The sequence below is a fragment of the Inquilinus limosus genome, assembly GCF_051487185.1.
GTDB classification, from domain to species: Bacteria; Pseudomonadota; Alphaproteobacteria; order DSM-16000; family Inquilinaceae; genus Inquilinus; species Inquilinus limosus_F.
The window spans coordinates 294,540-311,471 of the sequence record NZ_JAHVDK010000002.1; the positions used below are offsets into that span (position 1 = coordinate 294,540).

The window sequence follows — 16,932 nt, forward strand, 5'->3', positions numbered from 1 at the left end:
GCCGGGCGGACTGGACCGCCGGTGGCCGGGCAGGGGGAGGAAGGCGATCGGGCGGCACGGTCATGCTCAGGCGCCTTTCGGGAACAGACCGTTCTTCAGCAGCTTGGCGCGCGCCTGCTTGTAGTACTTTTCCACCGTATACGGGTCGATGCCGAACCGGTCGCCCATCTTCTCGTAGATCTCCTTGCGTTTGACCCCTTTCGGCCGGCTCCGCATGAAATCGATGATCTCCTGCTCCCGCGGCGTCAGGCCGGAATAGTAGAACTCCGGCGTAACCGCCTTGACCGCGGACAGCGACAGGGAGAACCGCGTGTCCGAGATCTTGTCGATGATGCTGGCGAGGGTGTCCCGGTCGAGGCCGGTCTTGCCGACATAGGCATTGGCCCCGAGCATCCGGCAGGCCTCGCCTTCCTCGACGCTGTCCGACCCGGTGACGACGATGTGCAGGGCGTTGGGCGAGGCGTCGATGACCGCCTTGACCACGGCGAGCCGATGCTGCGGCGAGGTCGGGTCGAAGCCGGGCAAGCCCGGGTCGATGATCACCAGATCGAAGGTCTGTTCCCGCAGCAGGCCGGCCGCGATCTCCCAGGTCGCGGCGCCCTGGACGATGCAGTTCCGCAGGGCCGCCTTCAACTCGTTGATCAGGGCCAGGCGCATCAGGTCCTGGTCCTCGATCACCAGCGCGCGTGAAGTCTGTTCACCAGCCGTCATGCCAAATCTTCCACGATGGACCGGCAAAGATCCTAGTCCGGCTGCCCACCGCGCGCTAGGCCAGGGTTTGGCTCGAATGCCATTGAATGCGCCGCCGAAAAAGGGGGGCGCTCCCCCCTTTCTTTGACTCCGGAATCAGTCCTGAAGTGATCAACTGATCGCGGTCCCGATTCCGCATGTTCGTCGTCTGTGGAAGTGTCACGCGGATGCAAAATTTACTAAAAAACCCGACATCTTTTGTCAACTGGAACCTTGGGGCGGAGGCGGAGTTCCTTTGTGGCGTCTTGCGCCCGCTGCCGGACCAGTCGGACGCGCAGTTCTGCCACTGAGGACCTGTCATGACCACGATCGGCATCGGCACCCTGTACCGCAACCGCGACGTCATCGAGGGCCCGGTCAAGACGCTGCTGTTCCAGGATCGCATCCGGCTGGTCCCGAACCCGCGGGCTGCGGACAGCCCGAGGGCGCCGGACTTTCTGATCTATTCCGGCGACCATGAGATCGGCGGCGCCTGGGCGTGCCGGCGGGATGACCGTCCCGCCTCCTACACCGTGCAGATCCGCGACCCGCATGTCTCCCGGCCGATCCATGCGACGCTGTGCCAGTCGGAGCAGGACGACGACCGGTTCGACCTGTACTGGTCGCACTGAGAGACATGGACCGGCGCTCGGCGCCGGTCCTGACCTTCCGCCGGACTATTGCCCGCCCAGGGCGCGATAGACCTTGAGCCCGGCCCGGCCGGTCTGCGGCAGGCCGAGGCGCTGCTCCGCGGCCGAGATGGCGGCGCGGGTGGCCGGGCCGATCTTGCCGTCCGCCTGGCCGCCGATGTCGTAGCCCTGGGCCAGCAGCAATTGCTGCAACCGGAAGCGCTGGGCCCGCGAGAGGCCGGGATCGTCGGTCGGCCAGGGCGTGCGCAGCGCCGGCCGGCCGGCCAGTCGATCGGCGAGATAGGAGATGGCGATCGCGTAGGATTCGGCCGCGTTGTAAGAATAGATCGCGTCGAAGTTGCGGAACACCAGGAAGCCCGGCCCCTGCGGCCCGGCCGGCAGCAGCAGGCCGGCCCGGGCGTCGCCCGACAGCGGCGCGCCGTCCGCCCGGGTCACGCCGCGCCGGGCCCAGGCCGACAGCGGGTCCTTCTCCTTGCGCCCGGTCGGTCCGCTGTAGCCGGCCGGCACCTTGACCTCGATCATCCAGGGCTGGCCCTGCTGCCAGCCGGAGCGCTTCAGGTAATTGGCGGTGGAGCCGAGGGCATCGGCCACGGAATTGACCAGGTCGCGCCGCCTGTCGCCGTCGAAATCGACCGCAAGGCGCTGATAGGTCGAGGGGATGAACTGGGTCTGGCCGAAGGCGCCGGCCCAGGAGCCGTAGAGCTCGTCCAGCCGCAGGTCGCCGGCGCTGACCAGCTTCAGCGCCGCCATCAGCTCGCCGCGCCAGAAATCGGTGCGCCGCTCGCCGGCGCAGACCAGCGTGGCCAAGGCGTGCGGCAGGAAGTAGCTGCCGCGCTCCTTGCCGTAGTCGCTCTCGACGCCCCAGACCGCGGCGATGACGGTGCGGTCGACGCCGGTGCGCTGTTCCGCCTGCCGCAGCACGCGGTCGTACTTCGCCATCATCGCCCGGCCGTCGGCGATGCGCTGGTCGTCAACCAGGAAGGCGAGATAGTCCCAGATCGGCGTCACGAATTCCGGCTGGGCCTGCGAGAAGCGCAGCACCTTCTCGTCCGGCTGGGTCAGCCCGTCGAAGGCGCGGGCGGCGACGTCGCGGCCGACCCCGGCCTTCACCGCGGACTCGGCCAGGCCGGCGACGCAGGAGCCGAAATCGGCCAGGGCCGGGCCCGCGGCCAGGACCGGGAGGAGCCCGAGCAGCGCCGCCCCGACATTCCGACCGGATCCGAACAGGCGAGACGTCATCTGTACCCTTCCTCCACGCGATGGAACCGCTGCGCCCCGGCGCGGCGCGATCCTGTCCCATCCGGGCGCCGGGGACAACCCGGGCGTCGGCCTCAGACCGCTTCCGGCAGCGGCCAGACGCGGGCCGGGCGATCGGTGTCGATCTCGTAATCCGTGGCGTAGCGGTCGAAGAAGTCGCGGCCCAGCCGGCGGGCCTGGGCCAGCGGGTCCAGCGGATCGCGCCGCACCTCGCCCCGGGCATTGCCATAGCCATGCACCACCCCGACGAAGCGCGACCGGGTGTAGCGGCTGTATTCCCGGATCTGCTGCACGATGGCGGCCGAGACGGTGGGATAGGCCTCCTCGGAGCTGAGGACGAGGCCGATCCGCTTGCCCGTCATCCGCGCCTTCACCGTTTCGGACTCGGGGTAGGAGGCGGCGACATAGCAGAACATCCGGTCGAAGAAGGCCTTGAGCTGGGCCGACATGCCGTACCAGTAGATCGGCGTCGCCAGGACGATGCCGTCGGCGGCGAGGAACCGGTCGAGGAACAGGGGCCGATATCCGTCATCGATGGCGCAGCTGCCGTCGGGCCGGCGGCACTGCCGGCAGTCGCGCAGGAAGCCGCCGACCGCGTCGGCCAGATGGACCGTCTCGGCGGCATGGCCGGCCTCGGCCAGGCCGGCCGCGACCGCCTCGGCAAGGACGGCGGAGTTTCCCTCGCGCCGGGGGCTGGAGCTGAGAATGAGGGCCTGCATCTCGTCTCCTCGATGGGCTTGCAATCCGCGATACGATTCCATGTATCGGGAATGGGGCTGCGGCCCGCAATTACGCACCTCGAGGTAACCATGGCGCCTCCGGACCGGCCCGAACCGGCCCCGGCCTCCGTGCCGGATGTCTTCGACGAGACCTGCTCGGCCCGGCACGCGCTGGGGCTGATCGCGTCGAAATGGTCGGTGCTGATCCTCTCGGCGCTTGCCGATGGGCCGGTCCGCAACGCCGAGCTGCTGTGCCGGATCGGCGGCATCTCGCAGAAGATGCTGACCCAGACCCTGCGCGACCTGGAGCGCAACGGCCTGGTGCTGCGCCGCGACTTCCACACCGCCCGGCCCTGCGTCGAATACCGGCTCAGCCCGCTCGGCGAATCGCTGAGCGAGACCCTCGCGGCCTTGGACCGCTGGGCCGAGCGCAACTTCCCGGCGCTGGATGCGGCGCGGGAGGCGTTCGATGCGCGGGAGAGGGAGCGGTAAGGGAGGGGGCGCCGCCTTGATCAGGCGGCCTTCGCCCCCGCCACCAGGTTGAACGGCCGGCCCTGCTGGAAGGCGTCGATCAGGTCGATCAGCTGGTCGGCCAGTGTCTGCATGGCGCCGCGGCCGGCCCAGGCGACATGCGGGGTCAGGATGAAGTGCGGCAGGTCCAGGAGCCGCATCAGCGGCGCGTCGGCCGGCGGCGGCTCCGGCATCGCCACGTCGAAGCCGGCGCCGCCGATGCTGCCCGACCGCAGCGCTTCGGTCAGCGCCGCCTCGTCGACCAGACCGCCGCGGGCGGTGTTGATCAGCAGCGCCTCCGGTTTCATCCGGGCGAACTCCGCGGCGCCGATCAGGCCGCGCGTCTCCGGCCGCAGCGGGCAGTGCAGCGAGATCACGTCGCTGGTCGCGATCACCTCGTCGAAGGGTACCCGGTCGCCGGCCGGGGCGGGATCACCCTTGCGGCCGGCGAAGACGACATCCATGCCGAAGGCCCGGCCGATCGCGGCCACCGCATTGCCCAGCGAGCCGCCGCCGATCAGGCCCAGCCGGGCGCCGTGCAGGTCGAGGATCGGGTGGTCGAAGAAGCAGAACTGCTTGGCCTCCTGCCAGCGGCCGGCCTCGACCGAGCGGCGATAGGGCAGCAGGGAACGGCGCAGTGCCAGGATCAGGGCGAAGACATGCTCTGGCACCGTGTGCACGGCATAGCCGCGGATATTGCAGACCGCGACGCCGTGCCGGTCGCACCAGGCGGTGTCGACACAATCCGTGCCGGTGGCGGCGACCGCGATCAGCCGCAGCTCCGGCAACTGCTCCAGCACCGGCTCGCGCAGCGGCACCTTGTTGATCACGGCGACGCTGGCGCCGCGCAGCCGGTCCAGCACCTGCTCCGGCGCGGTGCGCTGATGCTCCTCCCAGCGGTGCGGGAAGGCGGGCGGGCGCAGGCGAACCGAGGGCGCCAGGGTCTCGCGGTCGAGGAAGACGATCTTGGGGGTAGGTGGTAGCTGGGTGGGCGGCAGCGTCATGGTCGGCCTCGCAGGAATCCGTCGCCAGCATGCCGATCCGGACGCGGCCGGCCAGTCCGATTGCGACATGGCAGATGTTTGGCGGGCCTGCGACATCTCAGGTCGCGGCTGGGTTAGCCGGGAGCCGGCCCCGCCCGGACACTTCCGCCAGGATGGCCGTGTGGCCCGCAGGGAGCGGTTCGAGCGATGAAGTCAACAGCGCGCGTGGTGGTGATCGGCGGCGGCGTGGTGGGCGTGGGCACGCTCTATCACCTGGCCAAGAAGGGCTGGTCGGACGTCGTCCTGATCGAACGCCGGGAGCTGACCTCGGGCTCGACCTGGCATGCCGCCGGCCTGCTGCCGCTGTTCAACATGAGCTACTCGGTCGGCCAGATCCATAAGTACTCGGTCAAGCTCTACCAGTCGCTCGAGGCCGAGACCGGACAGCATGTCGGCTTCCGCCAGGTCTCCAACATCCGCCTCGCCCGGACCAGGGACCGCTGGGACGAGTTCATGTACTACAAGGGCGTGGCCGACACGATCGGGGTCAAGGTCAACGTCCTGACCCCGGCCCAGGTCAAGGAGATCTGGCCGCTGTGCGAGACCGACGGCATCATCGGCGCGATCCAGCACCCGGATGACGGCTACATCCAGCCGGCCGACCTGACCCAGGCTCTGGCCAAGGGCGCGCGGGCGATGGGGGCGGAGATCCATCGCTTCACCACCGTCCTCGGGATCGAGCAGACGCCGTCGGGCGAATGGCTGGTGAAGACGGACAAGGGCGACATCACCTGCGAGCACGTGGTCTCGGCCTCGGGCAACTTCGCCCGCCGGACCGGCGCCATGGTCGGGCTCGACGTGCCGGTGATCCCGGTCGAGCACCAGTACATCGTCACCGAGCCGCATCCCCTGGTGCAGGAGCGGCACCGCCAGGGCCTGCCGGAGATGGGCGTGCTGCGCGAGGCCGACAGCTCCTGGTACCTGCGCGAGGAAGCCGGCGGCTTCATCCTCGGCCCCTACGAGCCGGGCGCGCCGTGCTGCTATGTCGACGGGCCGGACGAGCAGTCGGAATACGAGCTGTTCCAGGAGGATCTGGAGCGGCTGGCGCCGCATATCGAGACCGCAATCTCCCGGGTGCCGGCCTTCGGCGAGGTCGGCGTGAAGAAGGTCTACAACGGCGCCATCGCCTACACCCCGGACGGCAGCCCGATCATCGGCCCGGCCTGGGGGCTGAGGAACTTCTGGCTGAACGAGGGCCACAGCTTCGGCGTCACCGCCGCCGGCGGCGCCGGCTGGCAGCTCGCCGAATGGATCGTCGAGGGCGAGCCCTCGATCGACATGATGGGCGTCGACCCGCGTCGCTTCGGCCCTTACGCCTCGCGCGGCTATCTGCGGGTGAAGAACGAGGAGGCCTACGCCAATGTCTTCACCGTGCACTACCCGGACGAGGAGCGGGCGGCGGCGCGGCCGCTGAAGCGGGCGCCCTGCTACGACCGGATGAAGGCGCTCGGCGCCGTGTTCGGCACCGTCTATGGCTGGGAGCGGCCGAACTGGTTCGCGCCCGAGGGCTACGGGCTGAGCGAGGCGGAGCTCGCCAAGCCGGACACGCTCCTGCACGAGAACCACCCGCCGGTGGCGCCGGGCGAGAAGCCGCGCGAGAAGTGGAGCTTCCGCCGCTCCAACTACTTCGAGTTCGTCGGCCGCGAGGCGCGGCACGTGCACGAGGCGGTCGGCCTGCTCGACATGTCCGCCTTCGCCAAATACGAGGTCAGCGGGCCAGGCGCCGCCGCCTGGCTGGACGGCCTCGTCGCCAACCGGGTGCCGAAGAAGCCGGGGCGCATGGCGCTGGCCCATCTGCTGTCGAAGAACGGCGGCGTGCGGTCGGAGTTCACCATCTACTGCGAGGCGCCGAACCAATACTACCTGGTCGGCGCCGGTGCCTTCGAGCGGCACGACTGGGACACCTTGCAGAAGCTGCGGCCGCGCGACGGCTCGGTCGACCTGCAGAAGGTCACGACACAGTACGGCGTCTTCGTCCTCGCCGGGCCGCGGTCGCGCGAGTTGCTGCAGAAGGTCACCGACGCCGACTTGTCCAACGCGGCTTTCCCTTGGCTGTCGGGGCAGGCGATCAATGTCGGCATCGCCCAGGCCCGGGCGCTGCGCGTCAACTTCGTCGGCGAGCTGGGGTGGGAGCTGCATCACCCGATCGAGATGCAGAACACCATCTTCGACCTGCTGATGGATGTCGGCCGCGACTTCGACCTCAAGCCCTTCGGCATCCGGGCGATGGACGCGCTGCGGCTGGAGAAGTCCTACCGCCTGATCCCGCGCGAGCTGTCGATCGAATACGCGGCGCTGGAATCCGGGCTCGACCGCTTCGTCCACCCGAACAAGGGCGACTTCCTCGGCCGCGGCGCGCTGGTGGCCTGGCGCGAGCGTGGCTTCAGGAACCGCTTCGTCACCCTGGAGGTGCTGGATGTCGGCGATGCCGACGCCCGCGGCAACGAGCCGATCACCAGGGGCGGCGAGCTGGTCGGCCGCTGCACCTCGGGCGGCTATGGCTGGCGTCTGGGCAAGTCCCTGGCCTTGGCGATGGTCCGGCCGGATCTCGGCGAGATCGGCACTGAGCTCGACGTCACCATCCTGGGCAAGCCGCACCGCGCCGTGGTGATCGAGGAATCACCCTTCGACCCGAACAACGAACGGTTGCGGGCCTGACAAGCCTCTGAGCCACAGTCGATCTTCCCCCCGTCACCCGGGTCTGCGAGCGCCGCAGACCCGGGATTTGTGGCAGCGGCGCCTCCAGAATCCGGAAACGCCAAGCGAAGGAGCCTGGCGTCGTCACGCCTCCGTTGCGCCGCGGTGACGGTTCCGGCGAATCGTCATCGCCTGTCCGAAAACTTTCAATGTCATCCTCCAATTGGGGGATGCATAGTTTAGGATGTGAGAGCAAATTTTTCTCGCGTGTGCGGCGAGCTTCCTGTGGGGGGATGGTTAGCGTGGCGTTCCACGATGCGATCGCGGACCGGCAGCTTCGGACGGTCTACCGGATATGGGCCCAGCTTGCGGCGAAGGGGCGCCTTCCGGCCTGTGACGACATGATCTTCGCCAGTCTCAGCCGGCTTCCGCCGCCGATCCTGCTGTGGGCATGGATGCCGTGCGAGGGAACCTTCCGCTTCGCCCTGGACGCCCAGGGCGCCGGGCTGGCGTCGGACCGCAACCTGCCCGGACGGCCGCTGGAGGATCTGTGCAGCGGCGAGCGGCACGAGGCACTGCGCCGGGCGCTGATGTCGGTCCAGCTCTCCGAACGGCCGCTCTATGCCGAATTCGCGCTGTCCGACGGTCTCGACAGCGTCCGCAAGCGGACACTGCTGCTGCCGCTCTCCGACGCCACGGACGATCTCGCCTTCGTGCTGATGCTGGTGGCCACGGTCTGGCCGGTCGACGCCGCCGTGCAGCAGCGGATCGATGGCTGCCCCGACGTCAAGGTGCATGTCCTGAACCAGGTGTCGGACGAGGTGCCGGTCTATTGGGGGAACGATCCGCAGCCGGAGATCGATCCGGCGGAGCTGCAATCGCTCCTGACCATCCTCTGAACGATCGCGGTATCACGGTCCGGCTCAGCGCACGCCCAGCGACGGCTCGGCGGGCGGCAGTGCATGGCGGGCGGCGAGACGCAACGGCTCCTCCCGCTCCCGGCTGCACCACCAGGCGCCGACGGCCAAGCCGACGGAAGGGCCGATTACGGCCCAGACGACCAGGAACGCTGTCAACATCGCATCTCTCTCCCGCCACCGGGATCGGTGGGCCTGGGATCAGTCCTCGACTGTCGTGTCCACACTTCGGCAGGCCGGGATCAGGCGGAGCGAAGAAGATCCGCTTTGGCGTCCCAGTCGCCGGCAGGAACGGCACCTGGGCAGTGCCATCTCCTGATGGCCGGTTTCTGGCGAAGTCGGCGGGCGCAGCCGCGGGCTCTCGCCGAAACCATGCTCTGGTTCTGCTCTTCAGGGCCGAGGCCGGCAACATACTTTTCGTTAAGGTTCCGGGACAGGATCCCGGCAGGTTCGGCCGCGGCTCTAGATTAAATCGAATTAACCGCGGTGAAACAGCGGTTTAAACGCCGACACTCCATCTTCGTCAGCATACGCCGACCGATTGCGGCGGCGCTTTGGACAGTGGTGGAGATGATGCAGATGAAGACCCCCTTCGGTTCCGACGATCGCGGCCCGCGGACCGGCCTCCGCCGGATGACGGCGGCGCTGCTGCTCGGCACGGCCCTGATCGGCGTGCCGGTCGGGGCTGTCCTGACCTTCGACCGCCCGGCCGTGGCCCAGAACCAGGCCGAGGCGCCGACCTCGATCGTCCCGGCCGCCCCCGGTTCCTTCGCCGGCCTGGTGCGCCAGGTCACCCCGGCCGTGGTCAATGTCTCGACCACCGAGCATCCGTCGGCGTCGCAGATGGCCGACGAGGATGAGGGCGGCCGGATGCGCCAGTTCCCGCCCGGCTCGCCCTTCGACGAGTTCTTCAAGCGCTTCTTCGACGAGCAGCAGCCCGGCCGCCGCGGCCCGCGCGGCGGCGGTGGCGACAGCGATCCGGTGATCCATGGCGCCGGTTCAGGCTTCATCATCGACCCGGCCGGCTACATCGTCACCAACAACCATGTGGTGAAGGACGCCGACAACATCACCGTCACCCTCAACGACGGCACGGTGATCCCGGCCAAGGTCGTGGGCACCGACGAGAAGACCGACCTCGCCCTGCTCAAGGTCGACACCGACAAGAAGCTGACAGCCGTCGAATGGGGCGACAGCGACGCCGCCCAGGTCGGCGACTGGGTGATCGCCGTGGGCAACCCCTTCGGCCTCGGCGGCAGCGTCACGGCCGGCATCGTCTCGGCCCGCGGCCGCGACCTGCATTCCGGCCCGTTCGACGACTTCCTGCAGATCGACGCGCCGATCAACCGAGGCAACTCGGGCGGCCCCAGCTTCGACACCAGCGGCAAGGTGATCGGTATCAACAGCGCGATCTACTCGCCCTCGGGCGGCTCGGTCGGCATCGGCTTCGCCATCCCGTCGAACCTGGCCAAGACCGTGATCGCCCAGATCCGCGAGCATGGCAGCGTCCAGCGCGGCTGGCTCGGCGTGCAGATCCAGCAGGTGACGCCGGAGATGGCCGACGCCCTCGGCCTCGACAAGGCCCGTGGCGCGCTCGTCGCCGACGTCCAGGAGGACAGCCCGGCCCTGAAGGCCGGCCTGCACCAAGGCGACGTGATCACCTCCTATGACGGCAAGCCGGTGAACCAGCTGTCGGATCTGCCGCGCCTGGTCGCCGACACCGCCGCCGGCAAGACCGTGCCGGTCGAGGTGCTGCGCAACGGCAAGACCGAGACCATCTCGGTCGAGATCGCCAAGCTGCCGGCCTCACAGCAGGTCGCCAGCGCCGAGGAGAACGGCCCGGCGGTCGACGACCAGCTCGGCCTGTCGCTCTCGGCCCTGACGCCGAAGGTCCGCCGCGAATACGGCGTGCCGGACGACGTCGACGGCGTGCTGGTCACCGGCACTCGCGAGGACGGCCCGGCGCGCGAGACGGGGGTCGGCCCTGGCGACGTCATCGTCCGGGTCGGCAGCGAGGCGGTGAAGACCCCGTCCGAGGTCGCCAAGCAGGTCAAGGCGGCCAAGGAAGCGGACCGCAACGCCGTCATGCTGCTGATCAACCGCCAAGGTGACCAGCGCTTCGTCGCGCTGAAGCTGCCGAAGGCCTGATCCTACCCCTCGAGCCTTCTTCATTCCTCCCCCCTCAACTCGGGCGCCGGTTTCCCCTTTCCGGCGCCCGTTTTTTTTGCCTTCATCCCGGGCAGGCCCCCCGGGGAGGCGGCAAGGCGGAGTCGGCTGTGGATCGGATCGAAACCCTGCTCGCGGCGATGACGCTCGACGAGAAGATCGGTCAGCTGACCATGATGTCCTCGACGCTGGCGGTGACCGGGCCGGTGCTGCCGGGCGACGTCACCGAAGGCATTCGCGCCGGCCGCATCGGCAGCCTGTTCAACCTTTGGGGGCCGGAGCGGGTGCGCGAGACCCAGCGCCTGGCGGTGGAGGAGACGCGGCTGAAGGTCCCGCTGCTCTTCGCCTTCGACGTCATCCACGGCCACCGCACGATCTTCCCGATCCCGCTGGCCGAGGCGGCGCTGTTCTCGCCCGAGCTGTGGGAGCACACGGCCCGCGAGGCGGCAATGGAGGCGGCGGAGGACGGGCTCGACCTGGTCTTCTCGCCAATGCTCGACATCGCCCGCGACCCGCGCTGGGGCCGCATCTCCGAGGGGCCGGGCGAGGATCCCTGGCTTGCCTCCCGCATCGCCGAGGCGAAGGTCCGCGGCTACCAGACCGCCGACCTCTCGGCGTCCGACGCGGTGGCGGCCTGCGCCAAGCACTACCTGGCCTATGGCGCGGCACTTGCCGGGCGCGACTACAACTCGGCCGAGGTGTCGGACCGGGCGATCCGCGAGGTCTACCTGCCGCCCTTCGCCGCCGCCGTCGCCGCCGGGGCGGCCACGGTGATGCCGGCATTCAACGACATCGCCGGCGTGCCGATGACGGCCAGCGCCCGCCTGGTGCGCGGCACACTGTTCGGCGAGCTCGGCTTCGCGGGCGCGGTGATCAGCGACTACAACGCGATCATGGAGCTGCTGGCCCATGGCGTCGCCGCCGATGCGGTCGAGGCCGCGGCGCTGGCGCTGAAGGCCGGCGTCGACATGGACATGATGAGCGGCGCCTATGCCGCCGGCCTGCCGACGGCGCTGCAGCGCGGCCTCGTCACCCAGGACGAGATCGACGACGCGGTCCGCCGGGTGCTGCGGCTGAAGCAGCGGCTCGGCCTGTTCGACGACCCGTATCGCCGCGTCGTCGCCGTGCCGGACGCCTTCCACGCGGCGGAGCGGCGGCGCCTGGCGCGCGAGGTGGCGGCGAAGTCGATCGTGCTGCTGACCAACAAGGGCGTGCTGCCGCTGGCGCCGTCCGTCAGGCGCGTCGCCGTCATCGGCCCGCTCGCCGACGCCCGGTCGGAGATGCTCGGCTCCTGGGCCGGCGCCGGCCGGTGGGAGGAGGCGGTGACCATCCTCGAGGGCCTCAAGGCAGCCCTGCCGCAGGCCGAGATCACCTATGTCCCCGGCACCGAGATCGAGACCGGCGGCGACGCCGGCATCGCCGCGGCGGTCGAGGCCGCAAGGGGTGCCGAAGTGGTTCTGTTGTGTCTTGGCGAGGCGGCGATCATGAGCGGCGAGGCGGCCAGCCGGGCCCGGCCCGAGCTGCCGGGCCGCCAGCGCAACCTGGCCGAGGCGATGCTCGATCTCGGCGTGCCGGTGGTGGCGCTCCTGACCTCCGGCCGGCCGCTGACGCTGCCCTGGCTGTTCGAGCGGGCGGCGGCCGTCGCCGCCACCTGGTTCCTCGGGCACGAGGCCGGCCATGCCGTGGCCGATATGCTGACCGGCGCGGTCAATCCCTCCGGCCGCCTGCCGGTGACTTGGCCGCGCGATGTCGGCCAGGTGCCGATCTTCTTCGGCGAGCGCAACACCGGCCGGCCGACCGACCCGAACCAGCACTACACCAGCAAATACATCGACATCCCGACCACGCCGCAATTCCCCTTCGGCCATGGCCTGTCCTACAGCCGCTTCGACCTCGGCGACCTGCGCGTCTCCGCCCCGGTGCTGCGCCCGGGCGAGACGCTGACCGTCGAGGTGGCGGTGACCAACACCGGGGAGGTGGCGGGCGAGGAGACGGTGTTCCTGTTCATCCGCGACCCAGTGGCCAGCGTGGCCCGGCCGCTGCTGGAGCTGAAGGGCATGGCCAAGGCGGCGCTGGCGCCCGGCCAGAAGCAGATGCTGCGCCTGCCGCTGGCGGCCGAGGCCCTGAAGTTCCCGGGCCTCGACCTCAAGCCGGTACTGGAGACGGGCGAGATCGAGATCCTGGTCGGCACCAAGGCCGACCGCGAGGCGCTGCTGTCGACGACGATCCGGGTCGAGGTGTGAGGTCGACAGTTCGTCATCGCGAGGAGGCGAAGCCGACGTGGCGATCCAGGGCGGTGCCGCTGGATCGCTTCGCTGCGCTCGCGATGACGGTGATTGAACGCCGGTTCAGTGTCTTGTTGCCTCAATATGTTATGATATAACATAAATTCAAATCGCGGATTTCACAAAAGGCCGACCGATATGACCAGAACCCGATTGTCCGCTGCCGCGGCGCTGCTGGCCGCGCTTTCCGCCGACGCTTCCGCCCATGACCATGCCGTGTCGCGCGGGCGGCTCGTCTTCGCCGATCACGAGAAGCCCGTCGTCAGCGTGCTCGACCTGGACACGGCGAAGGTGACCCACAGCTTCGAGGTGTCGAGGGCAGACCCGACGCTGATCGCAGCCGAAGGCGGGCGGTTCGTCGTGGTCCGGACGGGCGATGACGCCGGGACCATCCGGATCCTGGACAGCGGCCTGTTCTATGAATCGCACGAGGACCACTTCGACATCGTGAAGGGCGAGGTGAAGCTGCTCGATATCGTCCTCACGGGCGACAGGCCGTCCCATGTCGTTTCGGAGCACGGCTGGCTGACCGTCTTCTACGACGGGCAGCGGCCTTGGCTGGGCAAGAGCGACCCGAGGGCGGTGGTGATCCGGCTCGATGACCTGGACCGCGGCAAGGTCGAGCCGGCCGTCTGGCCGGCGCCCGCACCCCAGCACGGCATCGCCGTGCCGCTCGGCGGCGATCAATTCCTGATCTCGGTGGCGAACGAGGCCTATGCCAAGGGCGATGACAAGGCCGCCTCGTCGCTGCCGAACGGCTTCCAGATCCTCGACAAGGCGGATGGCTGGAAGGTTCTCGCATCCCTCAACGACGCCGCGGACCCGGACCGGTCCTGCAAGGGATTCCACGGCCACGCCGCGCTGCAGGACGTCCATGTCTTCGGCTGCGACGCGAAGGGGGAGAGCGAGGCGGCTGCCGACGGCGGCATCCTGGTCGTGGCCAAGGGGGATGACGGGGCCTGGGATGCGCGCAAGCTCGCCTATCCCGACGGCCGCCGCGCCACCACGATCAAGGCAGGCCCGTCAGGTCGCTATCTGGTCGCCAATTACGGCGAAGGGCACGGCCGCCCTTACGATGCCCTGCTCCGGATCGATCCGAAGGCCCGGGCGCTCGTCGCCGAGGATGTGTTCCAGATCCCCGACGGCCAGGCGGTCTGCCAGTACGAGGTCACCGGCGACGGCAAGCGCGTCGTCAACCTGACCCAGGACGGCAAGCTGCGCGTCTACGACATCGCGCCGGAATGGAAGGTCGTGGCGACCTTCGACGCCGTCCCGGCCTTCGACTGCGCCTGGGACGCGGCAACGCCGCAACCCACCGTCGCGATCATCGGCAACAGCGCGTTCGTCAGCGATCCGGAGAACGGCCGCATCCGCGAGTTCTACCTGAACAGCCTGAAGCAGGGGCTCGACATCCCGGTCGGCGGCAAGCCCTCCGCCATTGCTGGCGGCGGCAACGCCGGCTAGACCGGACGCTGCGGGCCGGCCTCTTCGCCCCGGCCGGCCCGCACCGCCCCGGCATACATGCCGCTGCGCCGGAAGTCCCGCGGCCCGATGCCATAGAAGCGGCGGAACACCTTAGCGAAGTAGTTGGCGTCGTCGAAGCCGCAGCGCTGCGCGATCACCTTGACCGGCGCCTCCTCGACATGCAGCAGCCGCGCCGCCTCCTCCATGCGCAGGCGCAGCAGGTAGCGGGCCGGCGTCGTGCCCTCATGCGCAGCGAAGACCCGGCTGAAGTGATAGCGGCTGTAGCCCGCGGCTTTGGCCATGCGCGCGACGTCGATCCGCTCGGCCGGCTGGCCGGTGCACAGCGAGACGGCGCGCTCGATCGCGGCGGGGCGGGCAGCGGCGGGGGGCGCCTCGCCCCAGGGCAGCAACTCGTCCGCCACCGCCATCGCCGCGGCATAGGCGAGGGCGGACGCGCGGGCCGGGCTGCCGGCCTCGCCGCGCAGCGCCGAAAGGCACAGTCCGGCCAGCCGCTCGACCGCGGTCTCGGGCAGCATCACCACCGGGCCGTGCGCCGCCGTCACCTCTCGCCACACCCGCATCACCTCGCGGCCGTTCAGGCAGAGCCAGAAGAACTCCCATTCCGGGTTGCGGCCCAGCCAGTAGCGGTTGTCCTGCGGGAAGCGCAGCAGCATGGTCTGGCCCGGCCGCAGCTCATAGCGCTTACGCTCGACCCGCAGATGGCCGCGGCCGCCGATCGTGTGCTGCAGCAGCACGAAGGGCGCGTCGCCGCGCCTCAGCCCGTGCCAGTCATAGCCTGGGTCGGTGCAGCGGTCGTAGCCGGCGCTGGTGACCATGGCGTGCAGCCGATAACGGTCCTTCGGGAAGACGACCGAGACTCCGCCCGGGGGCCGGTCGCGCAGCGCCGACAGCATGGAATACCCCATGATCGCACGAAATTCCTCTTTCGCCGGTTTTCCCGGCTCCATAGACCATAGCACGAAACTGCTTGCCGAGGGGCCGGGCGGGACGGGCCCCGGGAGGACGCGATGAAGGTTGCCGTGATCGGCGCGGGCAGCGTCGGCTTCACCCGGAAGCTGGTGCGCGACATGCTGAAGGTGCCGGAGCTGCAGGACACCGAATTCGCGCTGCACGACATCAACCCCGACAATCTCGACATGGTGGCGCAGATCCTGCGCCGCGACATCGAGGCCAACCGCCTGCCGGCGAAGGTCACCACCTCGCTGGAACGGCGCCGGGCGCTGGCGGGCGCGCGCTACGTGATCAGCTGCGTCCGCATCGGCGGCCTGCGGGCCTTCGCCGGCGACATCGAGATCCCGCTGAAATACGGCGTCGACCAATGCGTCGGCGACACCATCTGCGCCGGCGGCATCCTCTATGGCCAGCGCAACATCCCGCAGATCCTCGACTTCTGCCGCGACATCCGGGCGGAGGCGGAGGAGGGGGCGTGGTTCCTGAACTACGCCAACCCGATGGCGATGAATACCTGGGCCGCGATCGAACACGGCGGCGTCGCCAACACCATCGGCCTGTGCCACGGCGTGCAGCACGGCTGGCACCAGATCGCCGAGGTGCTGGGCGCCGAGGATCCGCGCGAGGTCGACTACATCTGCGCCGGCATCAACCACCAGACCTGGTACATCGACATCCGCTTCCGCGGCCGGAAGATCGAGGCGGCGGAGCTGCTGGAGGCCTTCGAGCGCCACCCGCGCTACAGCCAGGAGGAGAAGGTCCGGATCGACGTGCTGCGCCGCTTCGGCTGCTATTCAACCGAGAGCAACGGCCATCTCAGCGAATACCTGCCCTGGTACCGGAAGCGGCCGGACGAGATCAACCGCTGGATCGACCTGTCGAACTGGATCAACGGCGAGACCGGCGGTTACCTGCGCCACTGCACCGAGCAGCGGAACTGGTTCGAGACCGACTTCCCGCGCTGGCTGTCCGAGGCCGGATCGCCGCTGTCCGAGTACCGCCGCTCCGAGGAGCATGGCAGCTACATCATCGAGGCGCTGGAGACCGGCCGGGTCTATCGCGGCCATTTCAACCGGCGCAACGAGGGGCTGATCACCAATCTGCCGCAGGATTGCATCGTCGAGACGCCGGGTTTCGTCGACCGCTTCGGCCTGAACATGACGGCGGGGCTGGAGCTGCCGCTGGGCTGCGCCGCCACCTGCAGCGCCTCGGTCAACGTCCAGCGCATGGCGGTGAAGGCGGCGGTCACCGGCGACCTCGACCTGCTGCGCCTGGCCGTGCTGCACGACCCGCTGGTCGGCGCCGTCTGCAACCCGGACGAGGTCTGGCAGATGGTCGACGAGCTGCTGGTGGCCCAGGCCGAATGGCTGCCGCAATACGCCGATGCCGTCGACGGCGCGCGGCAGCGCCTGGCCCGCGGCGGCGTCGCGACGCGCGACTGGGGTGGCGCCGCGCGCCTCTCGGTCCGGAGCGTCGACGAGCTGCGCGAGGCGCGGGCACGGGCCAAGGCAGACGCCGCGGAATAGCCGGGTCGGGGCGGCCAACGCGGGACCGGACGACATCGAGGGGAGGGAGGCGACCAA

At 69.5% G+C, this 16,932-nt stretch carries 14 protein-coding genes; 8 read left to right on the forward strand and 6 right to left on the reverse strand.

Annotated elements, in window-relative coordinates; translation table 11 throughout:
* Positions 1 to 66 precede the first annotated feature (66 nt).
* On the reverse strand, positions 67 to 711 hold the full coding sequence (locus KXR53_RS03305; protein ID WP_026870513.1) for a response regulator transcription factor: 645 nt from the start codon (positions 709 to 711) through the stop codon (positions 67 to 69).
* Positions 712 to 1,049: 338 nt separating this feature from the next.
* Here KXR53_RS03305 and KXR53_RS03310 point away from each other — a divergent pair, with 338 nt between their 5' ends.
* Positions 1,050 to 1,361 (forward strand): DUF736 domain-containing protein, encoded by a 312-nt coding sequence (locus KXR53_RS03310; protein WP_437373355.1) that lies wholly within the window; start codon positions 1,050 to 1,052, stop codon positions 1,359 to 1,361.
* A gap of 45 nt (positions 1,362 to 1,406) precedes the next feature.
* Here KXR53_RS03310 and KXR53_RS03315 read toward each other — a convergent pair whose 3' ends face one another.
* Entirely contained in the window at positions 1,407 to 2,618 is a 1,212-nt protein-coding gene (locus KXR53_RS03315; protein WP_437373356.1) for a lytic murein transglycosylase, read from the reverse strand.
* 92 nt (positions 2,619 to 2,710) lie between these two features.
* Positions 2,711 to 3,355, reverse strand: coding sequence for a flavodoxin family protein (locus tag KXR53_RS03320; protein ID WP_437373358.1), 645 nt, complete (start codon positions 3,353 to 3,355; stop codon positions 2,711 to 2,713).
* Positions 3,356 to 3,445: 90 nt separating this feature from the next.
* Here KXR53_RS03320 and KXR53_RS03325 point away from each other — a divergent pair, with 90 nt between their 5' ends.
* Positions 3,446 to 3,847 carry a winged helix-turn-helix transcriptional regulator gene (locus tag KXR53_RS03325; protein ID WP_437373360.1) on the forward strand — a complete coding sequence of 134 codons (402 nt, stop codon included), beginning with the start codon at positions 3,446 to 3,448 and terminating at the stop codon, positions 3,845 to 3,847.
* Positions 3,848 to 3,867: 20 nt separating this feature from the next.
* On the opposite strand, the gene KXR53_RS03330 is transcribed toward KXR53_RS03325, so the two are convergent.
* The gene (locus tag KXR53_RS03330; RefSeq protein ID WP_437373362.1) at positions 3,868 to 4,869 is read right to left on the reverse strand and encodes a D-2-hydroxyacid dehydrogenase; all 1,002 of its coding nucleotides are present in this window, start codon (positions 4,867 to 4,869) and stop codon (positions 3,868 to 3,870) included.
* Between the two features lie 186 nt (positions 4,870 to 5,055).
* Here KXR53_RS03330 and KXR53_RS03335 point away from each other — a divergent pair, with 186 nt between their 5' ends.
* Both KXR53_RS03335 and KXR53_RS03340 read left to right on the forward strand, forming a co-directional pair.
* Positions 5,056 to 7,566 (forward strand): GcvT family protein, encoded by a 2,511-nt coding sequence (locus KXR53_RS03335; protein ID WP_437373364.1) that lies wholly within the window; start codon positions 5,056 to 5,058, stop codon positions 7,564 to 7,566.
* Between the two features lie 281 nt (positions 7,567 to 7,847).
* Positions 7,848 to 8,444: a hypothetical protein gene (locus KXR53_RS03340; protein ID WP_437373366.1), complete on the forward strand. Its 597-nt coding sequence runs from the start codon at positions 7,848 to 7,850 to the stop codon at positions 8,442 to 8,444.
* A gap of 24 nt (positions 8,445 to 8,468) precedes the next feature.
* Here the strand turns inward: KXR53_RS03340 and KXR53_RS03345 are convergent, their stop codons facing one another.
* Complete coding sequence (locus tag KXR53_RS03345) at positions 8,469 to 8,624, reverse strand: hypothetical protein (RefSeq protein ID WP_437373368.1); 156 nt, start codon at positions 8,622 to 8,624, stop codon at positions 8,469 to 8,471.
* 417 nt (positions 8,625 to 9,041) lie between these two features.
* Here KXR53_RS03345 and KXR53_RS03350 point away from each other — a divergent pair, with 417 nt between their 5' ends.
* The 3 genes from KXR53_RS03350 (at position 9,042) to KXR53_RS03360 (ending at position 14,377) form a co-directional block, all read left to right on the forward strand.
* Entirely contained in the window at positions 9,042 to 10,610 is a 1,569-nt protein-coding gene (locus KXR53_RS03350; RefSeq protein ID WP_437373370.1) for a DegQ family serine endoprotease, read from the forward strand.
* 128 nt (positions 10,611 to 10,738) lie between these two features.
* Positions 10,739 to 12,871, forward strand: a complete 2,133-nt coding sequence (locus KXR53_RS03355; protein ID WP_437373372.1) for a glycoside hydrolase family 3 N-terminal domain-containing protein — start codon at positions 10,739 to 10,741, stop codon at positions 12,869 to 12,871.
* 180 nt (positions 12,872 to 13,051) lie between these two features.
* Positions 13,052 to 14,377 (forward strand): hypothetical protein, encoded by a 1,326-nt coding sequence (locus KXR53_RS03360; protein ID WP_437373374.1) that lies wholly within the window; start codon positions 13,052 to 13,054, stop codon positions 14,375 to 14,377.
* Here the strand turns inward: KXR53_RS03360 and KXR53_RS03365 are convergent.
* On the reverse strand, positions 14,374 to 15,303 hold the full coding sequence (locus KXR53_RS03365; RefSeq protein WP_437373376.1) for an AraC family transcriptional regulator: 930 nt from the start codon (positions 15,301 to 15,303) through the stop codon (positions 14,374 to 14,376). The genes KXR53_RS03360 and KXR53_RS03365 overlap by 4 nt on opposite strands.
* A 102-nt stretch (positions 15,304 to 15,405) precedes the next feature.
* On the opposite strand from KXR53_RS03365, the gene KXR53_RS03370 reads away from it, so the two are divergent.
* The gene (locus KXR53_RS03370; RefSeq protein WP_437373378.1) at positions 15,406 to 16,875 is read left to right on the forward strand and encodes an alpha-glucosidase/alpha-galactosidase; all 1,470 of its coding nucleotides are present in this window, start codon (positions 15,406 to 15,408) and stop codon (positions 16,873 to 16,875) included.
* Positions 16,876 to 16,932: the final 57 nt, after the last annotated feature.

Bases quoted from the DNA above. Each gene is read 5' to 3' on its own strand.
- KXR53_RS03305 (WP_026870513.1), bottom strand. From the start codon at position 711: ATGACGGCTGGTGAACAGACTTCACGCGCGCTGGTGATCGAGGACCAG.
- KXR53_RS03310 (WP_437373355.1), top strand. From the start codon at position 1,050: ATGACCACGATCGGCATCGGCACCCTGTACCGCAACCGCGACGTCATC.
- KXR53_RS03315 (WP_437373356.1), bottom strand. From the start codon at position 2,618: ATGACGTCTCGCCTGTTCGGATCCGGTCGGAATGTCGGGGCGGCGCTG.
- KXR53_RS03320 (WP_437373358.1), bottom strand. From the start codon at position 3,355: ATGCAGGCCCTCATTCTCAGCTCCAGCCCCCGGCGCGAGGGAAACTCC.
- KXR53_RS03325 (WP_437373360.1), top strand. From the start codon at position 3,446: ATGGCGCCTCCGGACCGGCCCGAACCGGCCCCGGCCTCCGTGCCGGAT.
- KXR53_RS03330 (WP_437373362.1), bottom strand. From the start codon at position 4,869: ATGACGCTGCCGCCCACCCAGCTACCACCTACCCCCAAGATCGTCTTC.
- KXR53_RS03335 (WP_437373364.1), top strand. From the start codon at position 5,056: ATGAAGTCAACAGCGCGCGTGGTGGTGATCGGCGGCGGCGTGGTGGGC.
- KXR53_RS03345 (WP_437373368.1), bottom strand. From the start codon at position 8,624: ATGTTGACAGCGTTCCTGGTCGTCTGGGCCGTAATCGGCCCTTCCGTC.
- KXR53_RS03350 (WP_437373370.1), top strand. From the start codon at position 9,042: ATGAAGACCCCCTTCGGTTCCGACGATCGCGGCCCGCGGACCGGCCTC.
- KXR53_RS03360 (WP_437373374.1), top strand. From the start codon at position 13,052: ATGACCAGAACCCGATTGTCCGCTGCCGCGGCGCTGCTGGCCGCGCTT.
- KXR53_RS03365 (WP_437373376.1), bottom strand. From the start codon at position 15,303: ATGGGGTATTCCATGCTGTCGGCGCTGCGCGACCGGCCCCCGGGCGGA.
- KXR53_RS03370 (WP_437373378.1), top strand. From the start codon at position 15,406: ATGAAGGTTGCCGTGATCGGCGCGGGCAGCGTCGGCTTCACCCGGAAG.